Annotated in this window: 15 protein-coding genes and 1 pseudogene; 4 read left to right on the top strand and 12 right to left on the bottom strand. The window is 51.6% G+C overall.

Annotated elements, in window-relative coordinates; genetic code table 11:
- Positions 1-9 precede the first annotated feature (9 nt).
- From nusB to nrdR, 4 genes and pseudogenes are all read right to left on the bottom strand, one after another.
- Positions 10-429 carry a transcription antitermination factor NusB gene (nusB, locus tag NAL19_RS05105; RefSeq protein WP_225087206.1) on the bottom strand — a complete coding sequence of 140 codons (420 nt, stop codon included), beginning with the start codon at positions 427-429 and terminating at the stop codon, positions 10-12.
- A gap of 24 nt (positions 430-453) precedes the next feature.
- Positions 454-930 (bottom strand): 6,7-dimethyl-8-ribityllumazine synthase, encoded by a 477-nt coding sequence (gene ribE / locus NAL19_RS05100; RefSeq protein WP_263058938.1) that lies wholly within the window; start codon positions 928-930, stop codon positions 454-456.
- 110 nt (positions 931-1,040) lie between these two features.
- Positions 1,041-2,150, bottom strand: coding sequence for a bifunctional diaminohydroxyphosphoribosylaminopyrimidine deaminase/5-amino-6-(5-phosphoribosylamino)uracil reductase RibD (gene ribD, locus NAL19_RS05095; RefSeq protein WP_263059665.1), 1,110 nt, complete (start codon positions 2,148-2,150; stop codon positions 1,041-1,043).
- Between the two features lie 107 nt (positions 2,151-2,257).
- Positions 2,258-2,706 (bottom strand): annotated as a pseudogene (nrdR, locus tag NAL19_RS05090) (transcriptional regulator NrdR).
- Positions 2,707-2,923: 217 nt separating this feature from the next.
- Here nrdR and NAL19_RS05085 point away from each other — a divergent pair.
- On the top strand, positions 2,924-3,493 hold the full coding sequence (locus NAL19_RS05085) for a DUF3251 domain-containing protein (RefSeq protein ID WP_225087204.1): 570 nt from the start codon (positions 2,924-2,926) through the stop codon (positions 3,491-3,493).
- Between the two features lie 200 nt (positions 3,494-3,693).
- On the opposite strand, the gene secF is transcribed toward NAL19_RS05085, so the two are convergent.
- The 5 genes from secF to queA form a co-directional block, all read right to left on the bottom strand.
- Positions 3,694-4,605, bottom strand: a complete 912-nt coding sequence (gene secF, locus NAL19_RS05080; protein WP_263059664.1) for a protein translocase subunit SecF — start codon at positions 4,603-4,605, stop codon at positions 3,694-3,696.
- Positions 4,606-4,677: 72 nt separating this feature from the next.
- Positions 4,678-6,525: a protein translocase subunit SecD gene (gene secD, locus NAL19_RS05075; protein ID WP_225087203.1), complete on the bottom strand. Its 1,848-nt coding sequence runs from the start codon at positions 6,523-6,525 to the stop codon at positions 4,678-4,680.
- A 27-nt stretch (positions 6,526-6,552) separates the two neighbouring features.
- A complete protein-coding gene (gene yajC / locus NAL19_RS05070) occupies positions 6,553-6,885 on the bottom strand; it encodes a preprotein translocase subunit YajC (protein ID WP_012773703.1) in 333 nt (110 codons plus the stop codon).
- Between the two features lie 108 nt (positions 6,886-6,993).
- Positions 6,994-8,139 carry a tRNA guanosine(34) transglycosylase Tgt gene (gene tgt / locus NAL19_RS05065; protein WP_225087201.1) on the bottom strand — a complete coding sequence of 382 codons (1,146 nt, stop codon included), beginning with the start codon at positions 8,137-8,139 and terminating at the stop codon, positions 6,994-6,996.
- A gap of 97 nt (positions 8,140-8,236) precedes the next feature.
- Entirely contained in the window at positions 8,237-9,304 is a 1,068-nt protein-coding gene (gene queA, locus NAL19_RS05060; RefSeq protein ID WP_263058937.1) for a tRNA preQ1(34) S-adenosylmethionine ribosyltransferase-isomerase QueA, read from the bottom strand.
- 191 nt (positions 9,305-9,495) lie between these two features.
- On the opposite strand from queA, the gene NAL19_RS05055 reads away from it, so the two are divergent.
- The 3 genes from NAL19_RS05055 to NAL19_RS05045 all read left to right on the top strand — a co-directional run bounded on the left by NAL19_RS05055 (position 9,496) and on the right by NAL19_RS05045 (position 12,391).
- On the top strand, positions 9,496-10,077 hold the full coding sequence (locus tag NAL19_RS05055) for an ACP phosphodiesterase (protein ID WP_263058936.1): 582 nt from the start codon (positions 9,496-9,498) through the stop codon (positions 10,075-10,077).
- A 215-nt stretch (positions 10,078-10,292) separates the two neighbouring features.
- Positions 10,293-10,895: a peroxiredoxin C gene (locus NAL19_RS05050; RefSeq protein ID WP_010299049.1), complete on the top strand. Its 603-nt coding sequence runs from the start codon at positions 10,293-10,295 to the stop codon at positions 10,893-10,895.
- Between the two features lie 221 nt (positions 10,896-11,116).
- The gene (locus NAL19_RS05045) at positions 11,117-12,391 is read left to right on the top strand and encodes a mechanosensitive ion channel family protein (protein WP_225087198.1); all 1,275 of its coding nucleotides are present in this window, start codon (positions 11,117-11,119) and stop codon (positions 12,389-12,391) included.
- A 232-nt stretch (positions 12,392-12,623) separates the two neighbouring features.
- Here NAL19_RS05045 and proY read toward each other — a convergent pair whose 3' ends face one another.
- The 3 genes from proY to NAL19_RS05030 form a co-directional block, all read right to left on the bottom strand.
- Positions 12,624-14,000, bottom strand: coding sequence for a proline-specific permease ProY (gene proY / locus NAL19_RS05040; protein WP_263058935.1), 1,377 nt, complete (start codon positions 13,998-14,000; stop codon positions 12,624-12,626).
- Between the two features lie 140 nt (positions 14,001-14,140).
- Positions 14,141-15,460 carry a branched-chain amino acid transport system II carrier protein gene (gene brnQ, locus NAL19_RS05035; protein ID WP_263058934.1) on the bottom strand — a complete coding sequence of 440 codons (1,320 nt, stop codon included), beginning with the start codon at positions 15,458-15,460 and terminating at the stop codon, positions 14,141-14,143.
- A gap of 476 nt (positions 15,461-15,936) precedes the next feature.
- Positions 15,937-17,043 (bottom strand): cobalamin-independent methionine synthase II family protein, encoded by a 1,107-nt coding sequence (locus NAL19_RS05030; RefSeq protein WP_263058933.1) that lies wholly within the window; start codon positions 17,041-17,043, stop codon positions 15,937-15,939.
- Between the last annotated feature and the right edge of the window lie 158 nt (positions 17,044-17,201).

Below are 17,201 nucleotides of genomic sequence, written 5' to 3'. Positions count from 1 at the left end.
CGATGCATTTTACTTCTTGCCTTTCCGTACGCTCGGAGCCGCTTTATCCAGCACGCCATTCACAAATTTATGGCTATCTTCAGCGCCGAAGACTTTAGCCAGTTCGATGGCTTCGTTGATCGCCACTTTGTAAGGAACATCTTCGCGCTTGCTCAGCTCAAACATCGCCAAACGCAGAATCGCTTTCTCAACCTGTCCCAATTCCTCAAGTTGACGAGACAGGAAAGGTGCCATCAGTTGATCAAGCTTCTCAGCCTGAGTGGCAACCCCCGCCAGCAATTCACGGAAATAGGTAATGTCGACATCTTTGACATCCTGCTCGCTCAGGAATTGTAGTTCAACATCGGCAATATCATTTTTAGATAACTGCCAGGAGTAAAGCGCTTGAACCGCACATTCACGAGCGCGGCGACGAGCAGCAGGTTTCACGGAATTCCCCTTACTTAATCAGGCTTACTTAATCGCTTTCAATACATTAATCATTTCTAGCGCGGTCAGGGCAGCTTCTGCACCTTTGTTCCCCGCTTTCGTGCCAGAGCGCTCAATTGCCTGTTCAATGCTTTCCGTCGTCAGAACGCCGAAAGCAACAGGGATTTCGCTGTCCATCGCAACGGAGGACAGGCCAGAGCTACATTCACCAGCAACAAATTCAAAATGCGCTGTTCCACCACGGATAACCGTTCCCAGAGCAATAACGGCATCATACCCGCCATTTTGCGTGCTTTTGGTCAGCGCACGAACCGTCAATGGCAGTTCGTAAGCACCCGGCACCCAAACAACGGTGATATTTTCGTCTTTAACCTGACCGATGCGTTTCAACGCATCAACCGCACCTTCCAGCAGGCTGTCGTTAATAAAATGGTTAAAACGCGCAATCGCAATCGCCACACGGGCATCAGGAGTAGCAACAACACCTTCGATAACGTTCATAGCTTTCCTTGTATCTGGTCTTTATGGCCCGCAGGGGGGCGGATTCTATCATAATTTTTGTTGGCACGTATCCGGTTTTGTCGGACCTGCACCACGTATTTACATACACATCAGAATTTAGGTTTCAGACGTAATCGCAGATCCGGGCCAATCTGGCGAACCTCTGCGATATCAAATTCCGGTGCCTGAGACAGTTGATCCAGCCCTGGCAAGAGGCACAGCGAGCGAGCGTTTTCACCCAGCAGTTTTGGCGCAAGATAAACGATGAGTTCATCAACGACGCCAGCGTTAAGCAACGCACCAGCCAAGCTGGCTCCGGCCTCGACCCAGACGGAGTTTATCTGTCGTCTCCCCAGTATCATCATCAGTGCCACCAGATCAACGCCGCCATTGTGCTGCGGCAATGTGACCTGTTCGACGCTCTGTGGCCACGTCTGTTCGTCCGCCTGCACACACGCCAACCAGGTCTGGCCGGGTTGGCTAACAATCCGATGCTGCGGCGTGACGCGCTGCTGGCTGTCCACAATCACCCGAACAGGTTGCCTGAGATCGGCTTCTGAATAACGTGTCTGCACATCAGCGCCCAGCTCTGACCACCGCACAGTAAGAGAGGGATCGTCAGCCAGCACCGTTGCACTACTGCTCAGAATCGCTGCACTCTCCGCGCGAAAACGTTGCACATCCTGCCGCGCCTGCGGTGAGGTAATCCACTGGCTTTCTCCCGACGCCATCGCAGTGCGCCCATCCAAAGACGCCGCCATCTTGAGCTGCACGTAAGGAAAGCCCGTCCGCATACGTTTCAGAAAGCCGACATTCACTTTCTCTGCTTCAGCCATCATCAAACCATGACTGACGGCGATCCCCGCTTGCTGTAAGCGATGTAAGCCACGGCCCGCGACCTGCGGATTGGGATCCTGCATCGCGGCAACCACACGGGAAACGCCAGCAGCAACCAACGCATCGGCACAAGGTGGCGTTCGGCCATGATGGCTGCACGGCTCTAGCGTGACGTAAGCCGTCGCACCACGTGCGCGCTCCCCTGCCATTCTCAGCGCATGAACTTCAGCATGAGGTTCGCCAGCACGGAAATGATAGCCTTCACCGACAATTTCGCCATCACGCACGATCACACAGCCAACATTGGGGTTAGGAGCCGTCGTAAAACGACCACGGCGTGCCAGCTCTAACGCTCGCGCCATGTATAGCTCATCCTGCGGCACGTGGCCGTTTTCCTGAACACTATCCTTCTGAACACTATCTTTCTGAGTACGGTTTCCCTGAAAAACGCTCATTCCCGAACCTCTTATCTCTCTCAAACCAACGCGGCTTAATCCTGCAAACGCGCAATCTCTTCGCCAAATTCACGGATATCTTCAAAGCTGCGATACACCGATGCAAAGCGGATATACGCCACTTTATCCAGCTTTCTCAGCGCTTCCATCACCAGATTGCCGACCATCTTGGTGGTAACTTCACGTTCTCCGGTCGCACGAAGATGAGATTTGATGTGATTAATCGCCATTTCGACGTCATCAGAGCTTACCGGCCTTTTTCCAGCGCTTTCAGCATGCCGCTACGCAATTTATCTTCATTAAAAGGCTCGCGCACTTCATTGCTTTTGATGACTCGCGGCATCACCAGTTCAGCCACTTCAAACGTGGTGAAGCGTTCATGACAAACCAGACACTGCCGACGACGGCGTACTTGCGAACCTTCGCCGACCAGACGGGAATCAATGACTTTGGTATCAACAGCGGAGCAAAACGGGCAATGCATGATGTGTCCTGACCAGTAATCCTTAACGTAGAGACAGTTTACCCTGAATTAACGGACTAACCAAAACTCCTGAATCACGTTGCGAAGGGTTTCGCATCTCTCCCGGTAATAGGACGAAAAAAGCTGTCTCACCTATGACTTAGGCTTAATCGCAGCTAAACTCAGCAACAGGGATCAACGGATCAATGAATAAAACATCGAAAGGGGAACCACAGATATGAGAACCCGATATCGCGTACTGACCTTCCTGCCAGCGCTGCTTTTGCTCGCAGGGTGCGCCGAACAGCGCCAGATGCCAAAGCTACAGAATCAGATAGGTCAGCTAAACCAGCAATTACAAACGCTGACCGATCAGGCTACGGCATTAGAGCGACAAAATGCGTTGAATTCTCAATCCACCTCTGGCGTTTATTTACTGCCCGCAGCGCAAACCAGCACAATGCTGGAAAGCAGCATTGGCAGACTCAGCGTATCGTTACGTAATATCGAGACGGAAGCGAACGGAACAAGCGCGTTACTGCATATCCGTACACTTGATGCGAAAGGGCTGCCAGCCTTTGGTGCACAGCTTGACTGGGGACGGCTCGACCCGGTGAGTGGCCAGCCTTTAGTCGGCGACACACAAACGCAGTCTTTTGTCGTCTCCCCCACGCTGTTACCAAAAGCCGAAGCGATTATTGAATTACGCCTGAGCGGTTTGCCACCGGAAGAACTCGGTTTTGTTCGTTTGCATCAGGTTCAGGAGATACAAAGTCCCCCGCCTGTTGCCGCAACCGAGTCCCCCTAGCAAAAGTATTTCTCAGCGCTAAGATGCAAAAAACCCCGCAGCGACGCTAATGCCGATCGTTTAAGAATCGAGATACCGGGGGCTACCACGGTGCGAGGTCTCCCTACGGGAACCTCATCACCGTGTTTCCCCCTAAATCCATGCTTAAGTGGACAGCATTACGCAGCGACGCGGGGTTTTTTATGTTTACAGTCGGTAGATTAAGGCAGGATAGACGGTTGGTCCGCCCCTTCTTTTTCCACTTTCTGAACGATCAGGTGTTCACGCTTCATACCCAGTTTCAGCGCCAGAGCAGAAGAAACATAGATGGAAGAGATCGTCCCGATGATCACACCAATAAACATCGTTAACGAGAAGCCATGCAACAAGGCTCCACCGAAGACCATGAGGATCACAATCATCGCCAATGTGGTTGCTGATGTGATAATGGTACGGTGCAGCGTCTGCGTCAGAGAAATGTTGGTAATCTCATATGGTGTACCGCGACGAACCTTGCGGAAGTTTTCACGAATACGGTCAGATACCACGATCTTATCGTTAAGCGAATAACCAATTACCGACATCAGCGACGCAATGATCGTTAGGTCAATCTCAATAGAGAACAGAGACAGCAGCCCCATTGTGATGATCGTATCGTGCGCCAAAGCCAGCACGGCCCCCATCGCCAGACGCCATTCAAAACGAAAACCGATGTAAATGAGGATAGCAATCAGCGCAGACATCAGCGCCAATGCGCCCGCCTGTGCCAAATCGCTCCCCACGCTCGGCCCGACAAACTCAATACGTTTCACCGTCGCATGCTGCTGGAAGGTATCATTCACTACCGTCAGCACTTTGTTACCGAGCGCTTCGTTCTCGCTGCCAGAAACGGGTGGCATACGCACCATCACGTCGCGGCTGCTACCGAAGTTTTGTACCTGCGGCTCTGAAAACCCAGAGGTCTCTAACGAACTACGCAGGACATCGAGATCGATCGGTTTCTCAAGGTTAATCTCAATGACCGTACCACCGGTAAAGTCGAGCCCCCAGTTGAAACCACGCACGCCCATAACCACGATAGAAGCGATGATCAGCAGGCCGGAAATGGCAAATGCCAATGTGTCCCAGCGCATGAAATCATAGACTTTACGCCCATGATTAAGTTGTTCAATGTTGTATTCCTGTTCCTGTGCCACAACGCACTCCTAGATAGACAGCTTGTTGATACGTTTACCGCCGTAAAGCAGGTTAACGATGGCACGAGTACCGACGATCGCCGTAAACATTGAGGTCGCAATCCCAATCGCAGTCGTGATAGCAAACCCTTTGATAGAACCGGTACCAACCGCATACAGGATGATGACTTTAATCAACGTCGTGACGTTCGCATCAACAATCGAACTGAACGCACCTTTGTAGCCCTCATGAATAGCCTGCTGCACAGAGCGACCATTACTGAGTTCTTCCTTGATACGTTCGTTAATGAGTACGTTAGCATCGACTGCAACGGCCAGTGTAAGCACGATACCCGCGATACCCGGCATGGTCAGCGTTGCCCCAGGCAACAGCGACATAACCCCAACAATCAACACCAGGTTAGCAACCAATGCACTGGTCGCGATAACACCGAATTTCTTATAGAAGAAGACCATAAAGAGGATCGATGCGATCAAGCCCCACAGACAGGCTTCCAGCCCCTGAGTGATGTTTTGCATCCCAAGCGTAGGCCCAATGGTACGTTCTTCCACGATCTGGATCGGCGCAATCAGCGCGCCCGCACGCAGCAGCAGAGAGAGCTGACGCGCTTCGTTCGGGTTATCAATGCCGGTAATACGGAAGCTGTTACCCAGTCGCGACTGAATCGTCGCCACGTTGATCACTTCTTCGTGTTTTTCCAGCACCGAACGGCCTGTCGCATCTTTCTTGCCGCTGTCTTTGTATTCGACAAACAGCGTCGCCATCAGCTTACCGATACTGTCCTTGGTGAAGTTGGACATGGTGTTGCCACCCGCGCTGTCCAGAGAAATATTCACCTGAGGCTGGTTGTATTCATCCGTACTCGATGTCGAATCGGTGATATGGTCGCCCGTCAGAATCACGCGCTTGAACAGCACCACCGGTGAGCCGTCACGCATGCTCTTCACTTCAGAGTCGCCCGGCACACGGCCGTTCGCCGCTGCGGTCGCATCGGCATTACTGTTAACCAGACGGAATTCCAGCGTAGCGGTTGCGCCAAGAATTTCTTTCGCGCGCGCCGTATCCTGAATACCCGGTAACTCAACGACGATACGGTCAGCACCCTGACGCTGTACCAACGGTTCAGCAACGCCGAGTTGGTTCACACGGTTACGCAGGATATTGATGTTCTGCTGTACAGCGTATTCGCGCGCTTCACGCAGACGTTCATCAGACATCACCGCACGTAGCAGGTTGCTACCGCTGCTGCTAAGAACCAGATTGCGATGGCGAGGGGTCAGATAGTTGATGCCGTCATCACGCGTTTGCGCATCACGGAAACGAATTTCGACGCCGTAATTGTCAGTTTTACGCACGGAAGCATAAGGGATGTTCTTCTCACGCAGATCGCTGCGCAAAGAGTCCATGGTTTGTTCTTGCAGTTTACCCAGCGCTGTATCCATATCCACTTCCATCAGGAAGTGAACGCCGCCGCGCAGGTCAAGCCCCAATTTCATCGGTTCGGCACCTAACAACCGCAGCCAGTTTGGCGTGGCAGGAGCCAGGTTAAGTGCGACGACGAATTTTTCGCCCAGCTCATTAACGAGCGCTTCACGCGCGCGGAGCTGAACATCAGGGTTAGAGAAGCGAGCCAGAATTGCACCATTTTCCAATGCAATAGACTTACTGGTAATGTTTTGTTCTTTTAAGACATTCTGGACTTGGATCAGCGTCGTTTCGCTGGCGGCGGTTCCCCGCGCGCCAGTAACTTGTACCGCCGGATCCTCACCATATAGGTTAGGAAGTGCGTAGAGCAGGCCGACAAACAACACCACGACCAGCATCAGGTACTTCCACAAAGGATAACGATTTAACACGGCAGTTCCCTTCGGGAAAATCGGAAATTACAGGGCCTTAATCGTGCCCTTCGGCAGCACGGCAGCCACGAAATCACGTTTGATAACCACTTCATTGGTCTCGTTCAACGCAATCGCAATATAGCCAGTTTCGGACACTTTAGTCACGCGACCAACCAGACCACCGGTCGTTAAAACTTCATCGCCCTTGCTGATAGAATCCATTAACTTTTTGTGTTCCTTGGCGCGTTTTTGCTGAGGACGCAGGATCATAAAGTAGAAAATCAGACCAAAAACGGCCAGCATAATAACCAGAGAGTACGGGCTTCCCTGAGCCGGAGCGCCGGTTGCAGCTACAGCATCGGAGATGAAAAGACTCATTTAAATATCCTCTTTTTTGTCAAAAGATAAGCTATCAAAAAGATAAATTATCAACCTTACAATCGTAAAAACGCTTCACAGCAAAATGCAATTCATAGCAAACGGGCTTCAGTTGCTTGCGGCAACGTCTTTTTCCGCTAGCGGCGGAATGGGTTTGCCTATCCGCTGGTAAAAATCCACCACAAAGTGCTCTAATTTACCCTCTTCAATGGCCTGACGTAAACCCGCCATTAAACGCTGATAATAACGCAAGTTATGGATGGTATTGAGTCGTGCTCCGAGTATTTCGTTGCAACGGTCAAGATGATGCAAGTAGGCACGGCTATAATTGCGACACGTGTAGCAATCACAGTGTTCATCCAGCGGATTCACGTCGTCTTTATACTTCGCATTGCGGATTTTCACCACGCCATCGGTCACGAAGAGATGCCCGTTACGGGCATTGCGCGTTGGCATCACGCAGTCAAACATATCGACACCGCGACGCACGCCTTCGACCAAGTCTTCCGGCTTGCCAACACCCATCAAATAGCGCGGTTTATCTTCTGGAATCTGCGGACAAACGTGCTCCAGAATGCGGTGCATGTCTTCTTTCGGTTCGCCCACTGCTAAACCGCCCACAGCGTACCCATCAAAGCCAATGTCTACCAGCCCTTTTACGGATACATCACGTAAATCTTCGTAAACACTTCCCTGAATAATGCCGAACAGCGCGTTTTTATTCTCCAGCTCATCAAAACGCTGGCGGCTGCGTTTCGCCCAGCGCAGTGACATCTCCATCGAGCGTTTGGCGTAATCCCAGTCGGCAGGATACGGCGTACACTCATCAAAGATCATCACGATGTCAGAACCGAGATCGTGCTGAATTTCCATTGATTTTTCCGGGCTAAGGAAAATCGAATCCCCGTTGATCGGGTTACGGAAATGCACACCCTGTTCGGTAATCTTGCGAATATCGCCGAGGCTGAACACCTGAAAACCGCCGGAATCCGTCAGAATCGGGCCGTGCCACTGCATGAAATCGTGCAGATCGCCGTGCAGTTTCATAATTTCCTGACCGGGACGCAGCCACAAGTGGAACGTGTTACCAAGCAAAATCTGCGCGCCAGTCTCTTTTACTTCTTCCGGCGTCATGCCTTTCACCGTGCCGTAAGTTCCCACGGGCATAAAAGCCGGGGTTTCCACCACGCCACGTTCAAAAATCAATCTGCCGCGTCGCGCACGGCCGTCCGTTGTTTGTAATTCGTACTTCACTTAGCCTCCGGCATCAGAAAAACAGTCTGATGGTAATGATGTATTAACGCCTGACAGAGCGTGGTCTGTGGCATCGCTAGTGTGCAGAAAACCGGGTTTATCCCACTTTTTCCTGTTCGGCCATCGGGTTGTGCGTGATAAACATCGCATCACCGTAGCTGAAAAAACGATACTGCTCTGCCACCGCCTGACGGTAGGCAGACATCGTGTTCTGGTAACCGGCAAAGGCCGACACCAGCATGATTAACGTCGATTCGGGTAAATGGAAGTTGGTCACCAATGCATCGATAATGCGGTAGTGATAGCCCGGATAGATGAAAATTTTGGTATCGCCGAAGAACGGTTCGATCGCTGCATTCTGGCTAGCCTGTGCGGCGCTTTCCAGCGATCGTACCGAAGTGGTGCCAACGGCGATCACGCGGTTTCCGCGCGCTTTGCACGCAAGCACAGCATCAACGACATCCTGCGGTACTTCAGCATATTCGGCATGCATGATGTGATCTTCGATCGCATCGACGCGTACGGGCTGGAACGTCCCCGCACCAACGTGCAGCGTCACGAACGCCATGTCGATGCCCTTCTCGCGCAGTGCGACCAGCATCGGTTCATCAAAGTGTAAACCTGCCGTCGGCGCGGCTACAGCCCCCGGACGCTGGCTATACACGGTCTGATAAAGCTCGCGGTCGGCGTCTTCATCAGGTCTGTCGATGTAGGGCGGCAACGGCATGTGGCCGATATCATTCAGGATCGACAAGACATCGCGGGAATCATCGAAATGCAGCTCAAATAGCGCATCGTGGCGAACCGCCATCGTGGCTTTGACGCTCTCATCATCGCCCAGCAACAGCGCGGTGCCTGGCTTCGGCGCTTTGGACGCCCGAACGTGCGCCAACACCCGGTGTTCATCCAGCACACGTTCCACCAACACTTCCAGCTTACCGCCGCTGACTTTACGGCCAAACAGACGAGCAGGAATCACGCGTGTGTTGTTGAACACCAGCAGATCGCCAGGATTCAGTTTATCCAGCAAATCGGTAAACACACCGTGCGTCAGATTTCCCGTTGGCCCATCCAGCGATAGCAGGCGACAACCACTGCGTTCCGCTTGTGGATAATGGGCAATCAATGATTCAGGAAGTTCAAACGAGAAATCGGCAACACGCATGGCAATTCACTTAGCTGTTAATACATTAAAAATGGGCGGCCTAGTCTAGAGCCGCAAGCGCATGGCTGCAAGAAATAAGCACACAGCAGGCACGACACATCACAATCCGTATCACATCACTGCCAGAGAATTCCCACTTTGCCATGTAAGAGGACGTGCACAATAAAAGAAGAAGCGGATATACTACTTCAATGAATTTTCTTGCCCACCTCCATCTGGCCACGCTGGCCGACAGCTCACTATTAGGTAATCTGATGGCGGATTTCGTGCGCGGCAACCCGCAGGACAGCTACGCAGACGAGATCGTCGCGGGTATTCGCCTGCATCGCCGCGTTGATTCGCTCACTGACAGCCTGCCGGAGGTCAAACAGGCGCGTCAGTATTTCAGCGATGAATTCCGCCGCGTTGCGCCGATTACGCTTGATGTGCTGTGGGATCACTATCTTGCGCGGCACTGGCTAGAACTGGTGCCGGATACGCCCTTGCAAATCTTTATCGACGGCGCACAGTCACAAATCGAGCCGCATCTGGCACAAACTCCCGAACGCTTTCAGAACCTGAATCGCTATCTGTGGCCGGAACGCTGGATGACGCGTTACGCAGAACTGCCGTTTATCGCCGATGTGCTGCACAGAATGTCGGTACGCCGCCCGAAACTGGCGGCGCTATCCGGTTCTTTTCAGGATATCGAGCAGCACTATCACCAATTTGAAACACTCTTCTGGCAGTTTTATCCACGGATGATGCAATTAGCGAAAGCGCAACAGCTGTGAGGAAAGATCGCAGCCTTTCTCTTTTCCTAGGCGATATATTGTCCTTTCTATTAAAAGGGTTAATGTAGCGTCTTGAAAGGAAATAGCGATGAGTTCAATAGACAGAAGCTATCTCATTGATTGGTCTCTTTGCCTGTATTCACTCAGATAGAATCCCTATACTGATCGCTGTTTTTTACATCCTCCATCATTAACCGCTATCTACAGGAGTAATTATGGTCCTGGTAACTCGTCAAGCCCCAGACTTCACCGCAGCTGCCGTTTTAGGCAGTGGCGAAATTGTCGAAAATTTCAACCTGAAGAAGCACATCAACGGTAAAGCTGCCGTGATCTTCTTCTGGCCGATGGACTTCACCTTCGTTTGTCCTTCAGAGCTGATTGCTTTCGATCACCGCTATGCCGAGTTCAAGAAACGCGGTGTGGAAGTGGTTGGTGTTTCCTTCGACTCCGAGTTTGTTCACAACGCATGGCGTAAAACCCCTGTGGACAAAGGCGGCATCGGCGAAGTGCAATACGCGATGGTTGCTGACATTAAGCGTGAAATCCAGAAGGCCTACGGCATTGAGCACCCAGAAGCTGGTGTTGCACTGCGTGGTTCTTTCCTGATCGACAAAAACGGCGTGGTTCGCCACCAGGTGGTGAACGATCTGCCGCTGGGTCGTAACATCGACGAAATGCTGCGTACCGTTGACGCGCTGCAATTCCACGAAGAGCACGGCGAAGTGTGCCCAGCGCAATGGGAAAAAGGTAAATCCGGTATGGGCGCGTCACCAGACGGTGTAGCGAAATACCTGTCTGAGAACGCAGACAAGCTGTAATTCCCTCATCCTGCCTGTAAGGCAATCGATGACCAAGCCAGTTGCTATGCGACTGGCTTTTTCTTTACCCGCGATTTTCCCCGATGTTCTTCCTCACACCGTTCCAACCTTTCCTACGCGATTCCAGAGAATACAAAAGGTTGACTGAGGGCGCTAAATCCTTAGCCTTAACCTCACATCGTGTTAATGCACGACAGATTCATTGGAATAAAGGAGAACGCATGCAACAAAATCTCGCGCTGTGGCTGAGAGAAGCCGGAATACAACACGCTAGCATCATTGCGTTACTGATTGTTCTTGGGCTGATATTGCTCATTTCTGCCGTCATTCACCTGATTTTGCATCAGGTTGTTCTGAAAAGAATGGTTCTGCGTTCACTCAATAAGCCTGGAAAAACCGAGGGGCACGGGTGGAAACAGGCGTTAACGCAACACAACCTGTTTAACCGGTTGGCTTTTTTGCTACAAGGGGTGATCCTCAATATTCAGGTCTTTGTGTGGCTGCCCTCGCAGAGTGAAACACGTGAAACGCTCATCATCTGCTCCCAAGTGTGGATCATGATTTTTGCGCTGCTGTCGTTGTTCTCACTGCTCGACGTTCTGCTCAACGTTTCCGCCCGAACCAAAGTCGCGGCACAGTTGCCGCTGCGCGGTATCTTCCAAAGCCTGAAACTGATTGCCACCATCGTCATCAGTATTATGGTGGTCTCACTGCTCATCGGGAAATCCCCACTGATTCTGATTAGCGGGTTAGGTGCGATGGCCGCCGTACTGATGTTGGTGTTCAAAGATCCGATTATGGGGCTGGTCGCAGGCATCCAGCTTTCTGCCAACGATATGCTCACGCTGGGAGACTGGCTAGAAATGCCGAAATACGGCGCTGACGGCGCGGTTATCGACATCGGGCTGACGACGGTGAAAGTGAAAAACTGGGACAATACCGTCACCACCATTCCCACTTATGCGTTGGTGTCAGACTCCTTCAAGAACTGGCGTTCGATGGCGGAATCAGGAGGGAGACGTATCAAGCGCAGTATCAATATCGATACCACCAGCGTGCATTTTATGACGGAAGAGGAGCAGGCTCGATTGCTGCGCAGCAAGCTCCTGTCGCCCTACATTCAGAACAAGAAAAACGAACTGGATCAGCACAACGCCCAGTCAGATTCCGACCTGACTTCACCGCTGAATGGTCGCCGCCTGACGAATTTAGGCACGTTCCGCGCCTACCTTCAGGTTTATCTGCGCACCCATCCGGGTATTCATAAGGGAATGACGCTGATGGTACGGCAGCTTGCGCCAACATCAGACGGGGTGCCGCTAGAAATTTATGCGTTCACCAACACGACCGCCTGGGTCGATTATGAAAGCATTCAATCTGACATTTTCGACCACATCTTTGCGATCCTGCCAGAGTTCGATCTGCGCGTTCATCAAACCCCAACCGGTCACGATATGCGGGTCATGGCGCAGCAAATGACGGCCCCGAAAGCGTAAAAATAGGCACAAAAAAATGCTCCAATGGGAGCGCAGAGGTTGCTAATAAAGCCCGTAGTGCGGGAGTAACGAATAGATCGTAAAGACGCTGCAAGTACGTCCATGTAAGCTCGGCTTGCGCCATCCATGGCGCAAACGCTTTACTCTTCTATTTCGTTACTCCCGTTTTCGTTCGACAAATAGGTTTGTCAACGGACAGTCTGAGCGCTTCTTCTGATAGCAAGCGACTAACTTAATTCTGTGCCGCTACCGCGTTCTGACGTTTCTTCTTCCAGACATAGCCCACTAAAAGCAACAATATCCAGATAATACCGACATACAGCGACACACGCGTATCCGGGAAGTAGCCGATCAGACCGATGATGAAGAACAGGAAGAGAATACCGAACACGGAGGTCGCGATACCGCCGCGCAGCGGGAACGCCAGCGCCTTCACTTCATCCGGGCTCAGACGGCGACGGAACGCAATCTGAGAAAACAGGATCATGATCCACACCCACACCGTCGCGAACGTTGCCAGTGAAGCAATCACCAGGAAAACTTTGCCAGGCATAATGTAGTTCAGGTACACCGCGACCAACAGCGCCGTCATCATCACGACGACCGTTACCCACGGAATACCGCGTTTGGAAATGCGGCTAAATACCTTCGGTGCATGCCCCTGTTCCGCCATTCCGTGCAGCATACGGCCTACGCCGAAGACATCGCTGTTAATCGCCGACAGCGACGCAGTAATCACGACAAAATTCAGGATACCGGCCGCCGCCGTAATGCCCATATGTTGGAACGTCAGAACGAACGGACTCCCGTTGGTTCCGACCTGATTCCACGGGTAAATCGACATGATCACAAACAGTGTACCGACATAGAACACCAGAATACGCCACGGCACCGAGTTAATCGCGCGAGGGATGGATTTATGCGGATCTTTGGCTTCACCAGCGGTAATTCCGATGATCTCCACGCCGCCATACGCAAACATCACCAGTTGCAGCGAGAGAATCATCCCCATCACGCCGTTACTGAAGAACCCACCATTACTCCAGAGATTATGAATGCCAGTCGGTTCACCGCCGTTGCCAATCCCCCAGACAATAATACCGATCCCCGCAACGATCATAATGATAATGGTGGCAACCTTGAAGAACGAGAGCCAGAACTCCAGTTCACCAAAGGCTTTCACATTCATCAGGTTAATCGCGCCAATGATGAGCACCACACTCAAAACCCACACCCAGTGCGGTACCGCAGGGAACCAGACACCCATGTAGATGCCAAACGCAGTCACATCGGCAATGGCGACAATCAGCATCTCAAAGCAGTAGGTCCAGCCAGTAATATAGCCCGCCAATGGCCCGAGGTAATCTTGTGCATAGCGAGAAAATGAACTGGACTGTGGGTTGTGTACCGACATTTCGCCCAGAGCGCGCATGATGATATACGCGACAACTCCGCCGATCAGATAAGCCAGTAACACACTGGGGCCAGCCATTTGGATCGCGCTCGCGGAACCATAAAAAAGACCGGTTCCGATCGCTGAGCCAAGGGCGATAAAGCGAATATGCCGCGTGCTTAACCCACGCTTGAGCTTGGAAGATGGTTGTTCCATTGATAAGCAACCCTGTCTTATAGAAAGAAAACATTACAAAAAGAAAAACCACAGGCAAATACCTGTGGTGCAGAAACCCAACGTTGGGCCGGAGCAGTACGATATCCCTACCGCACCGGCGCTATCAGGCATTAACGATATTATTGATGTACCGTCACTTCCTGACGACCACACAGTCTGTCGTAAATCACTGCAACCAGCAAAACCAGCAGTGACGGTGGCAACCAGGCCAACCCTTGCTCGCTCAGCGGCAGGTTGAGGCTCCACTCTGGCAGCAGCGATTTGAAAGCCGACGATTTTATACCATCAATCATGCCAAATAACAGACTGACTAACATGACAGGCGCCACAATACGTGACGCGCTATTCCACCAGCGCAGCGTAAAGCTCAATAAAACCAGAATGATACAAGGCGGATAAATCGCTGTCAGTACGGGAATGGAAAGTTGGATCAGATGGCTAAGACCCAGGTTAGACACCACCATTGAGAAGATGCCCAGCACAAACACCAGCGTGCGGTAAGACAACGGCAGGTATTGTGCAAAAAATTCAGCGCAAGCACAGGTTAGCCCCACCGCCGTCACCAGACAGGCGATAAAGATTAACAACGCCAGGAAGCTGCTTCCCATGTTACCGAATGTGTGTTGCACATAAGCATGGAGAATTTCAGCGCCGTTCTGCGCCTGCGGCACCAGTTCACCACTGACGGAACCGAGTTGGAACAAGCTCAAATAGACCAGCGTCAAGCCAATACCAGCAATTAACCCAGCCCACACGGTGTAACGCGTCAGCAGGACAGGGCTTGCCACCCCACGTGAACGCGCGGCATTGACGATCACGATACCAAAGACCATCGCGCCCAAGGTATCCATCGTCAGATAGCCGTTAACGAAACCATTGGAAAACGGCAGATGCTCATACGCTTCCGTCGCGGGAATCGGCGTACCCGCAGGCCACAGCACCGCTGCAATGCCCAGTATCGCCAGAGCAATAATCTTTAAAGGAGCCAGCACGTGACCAACCGTATCCAGCAGTTTACCTGGATACAGGGAAATCCCGATAACGATGGCAAAATAAATCAGGCTATAAATCAATAACGGAGACGCTCCGTTACCCACCAAAGGAGCCAGACCGACTTCAAACGACACAGTTGCCGTACGCGGCGTTGCGAACAATGGCCCAACGGCCAGATAGCACACGGTGGCCAGAACCACGCCCGCTTTCTTACCAATTGGCGAGCTGAGCGCATCAACGCCACCGCCAACCCTAGCCAATGCGATCACAGTCAACACGGGTAGGCCAACGGCGGTCAGCAGGAAGCCGAGTGCCGCAGTCCAAACGTGCTCACCTGACTGTAATCCCACCATAGGCGGGAAAATAATATTTCCAGCCCCCACGAATAAAGCAAAGGTCATAAAACCTAATGCCACAATATCTTTGGAAGTTAAACGATGACTCATAGTTATGTCGTGTTGCCTGTATCAAATCGATAAAAAGAAAACTGTGTCGTTTATCGCCGCCGTAAGCCGTTCGCAAAGGGTTAGCTCGGAGCATGACGCCAACACTTCGGCGACACGAAAATGGCGGTCATAGAAGTTATTTTTTGCACAGCTATATTGGGTGCTAAGTAAACCGTTTATAGCGTAAAAAGACAAGCAGAGATCCAAAAACCAGAACATACAGCCTAACTATGAGAAAAAATAAGAATATAAATTGGTTTATCATGATTTGCATAACACATGATTTGCGCATTTATCGATATTTCATTGCAATAAAACTGACAAAAACCGGCATAAAATGCGCTGTTCGATCATAAAAAAAACATATTTCACAAAACATCGCGGGCAGAAGGCAGGAGAACGACAATAAAAAAGGCCGGATCTAATGATCCAGCCTCTGTATTTCCATTTGCAGGAATCGGGTTATCTCGCCGCTCTTACCACACGCGATTGGCGATATCCACGACAAGTTTCAGCTTATTCCACTGCTGCTCTTCCGTCAGGCTGTTCCCCTCTTCCGTTGAAGCAAAACCACACTGCGGGCTCAGGCAAATCTGGCTGAGATCGACATATTTTGCCGCTTCCGCGATACGCGCCTGCACCACATCGGCATCTTCCAGTTCACCGTTCTTCGTGGTGATCAGTCCCAGAACCACCTGCTGATGACCCGGTTTCACAAAGCGCAGCGGCTCAAATCCACCCGCTCTCTCGGTATCGTATTCCAGGAAGAAAGCATCAACATTCACTTCGCCAAACAGAATCTCTGCCACAGGCTCATAGCCGCCTTCAGAAATCCAGGTAGAGCGGAAGTTACCGCGGCAGACGTGCAAACCAATAACCAGATCCGCAGGTTTATCCGCCAGCGCTTTGTTCAGCACATCGGCGTATGTCCGCGCCAGTTGTGCCGGGTCTTCACCACGTTCACGGATCTGGCGTTTTTGATCGTCAGAGCACAGATAAGCCCACACGGTGTCATCCAATTGCAGGAAGCGGCAGCCGGCGTCATAAAATGCATGAATCGCATCGCGCCAGGTTTGCGCCAAATCGTCGAAATAGTCAGCCAGATCGGGATACACCGTCGCATCAATCGCTTTACGTCCGCCACGGAAATGCATCACGCTGGGGCTAGGAATCGTCATTTTAGCGACCGCATCGCCAGAAATGCTGTTCAGGTAGCGGAAATGATCGAGCATCGGATGCTGAGGGTTGAAACTCACTTTATCCACGACGCGAATCGCATGAGATTTCGTCTGAATACCGTTGAATTGAATACCGTGATCGGCTTCGTAGCGCTCTACGCCGTGCAAATCAGCAAAAAAGTCGAAATGCCACCAGGCACGACGCAGCTCACCATCCGTCACAATCTGCAAACCCGCTTCGCGCTGCTTTTCTACCACCCGCAGGATTTCACGATCCTCAATGTTACGCAGCGCGATATCATCAATCTCGCCCGCCTGATGTTGAAGACGAGCCTGCTTAATCGCAGCCGGACGTAAGAAACTGCCGACGATATCAGCACGGAAAGGGGATAAGGTGTTCGCCATGTGTCGCTCCTGACATGTTGCCAGCACCGATCTTCAGGAAAGAAGCATGCTGACAGATAGTTTCAATATGAAATATTTGCCCAGAGATATAGTTACATTTAATTCTATTTGGCCATCTGGACGTCTAGATTTAAAGCTATCCTGTCACGTGGCAACCC

Source organism: Pectobacterium sp. F1-1 (genome assembly GCF_025643735.1).
Taxonomy (GTDB): Bacteria; Pseudomonadota; Gammaproteobacteria; order Enterobacterales; family Enterobacteriaceae; genus Pectobacterium; species Pectobacterium colocasium.
This window is presented reverse-complemented; position numbering and strand designations above follow the sequence as displayed.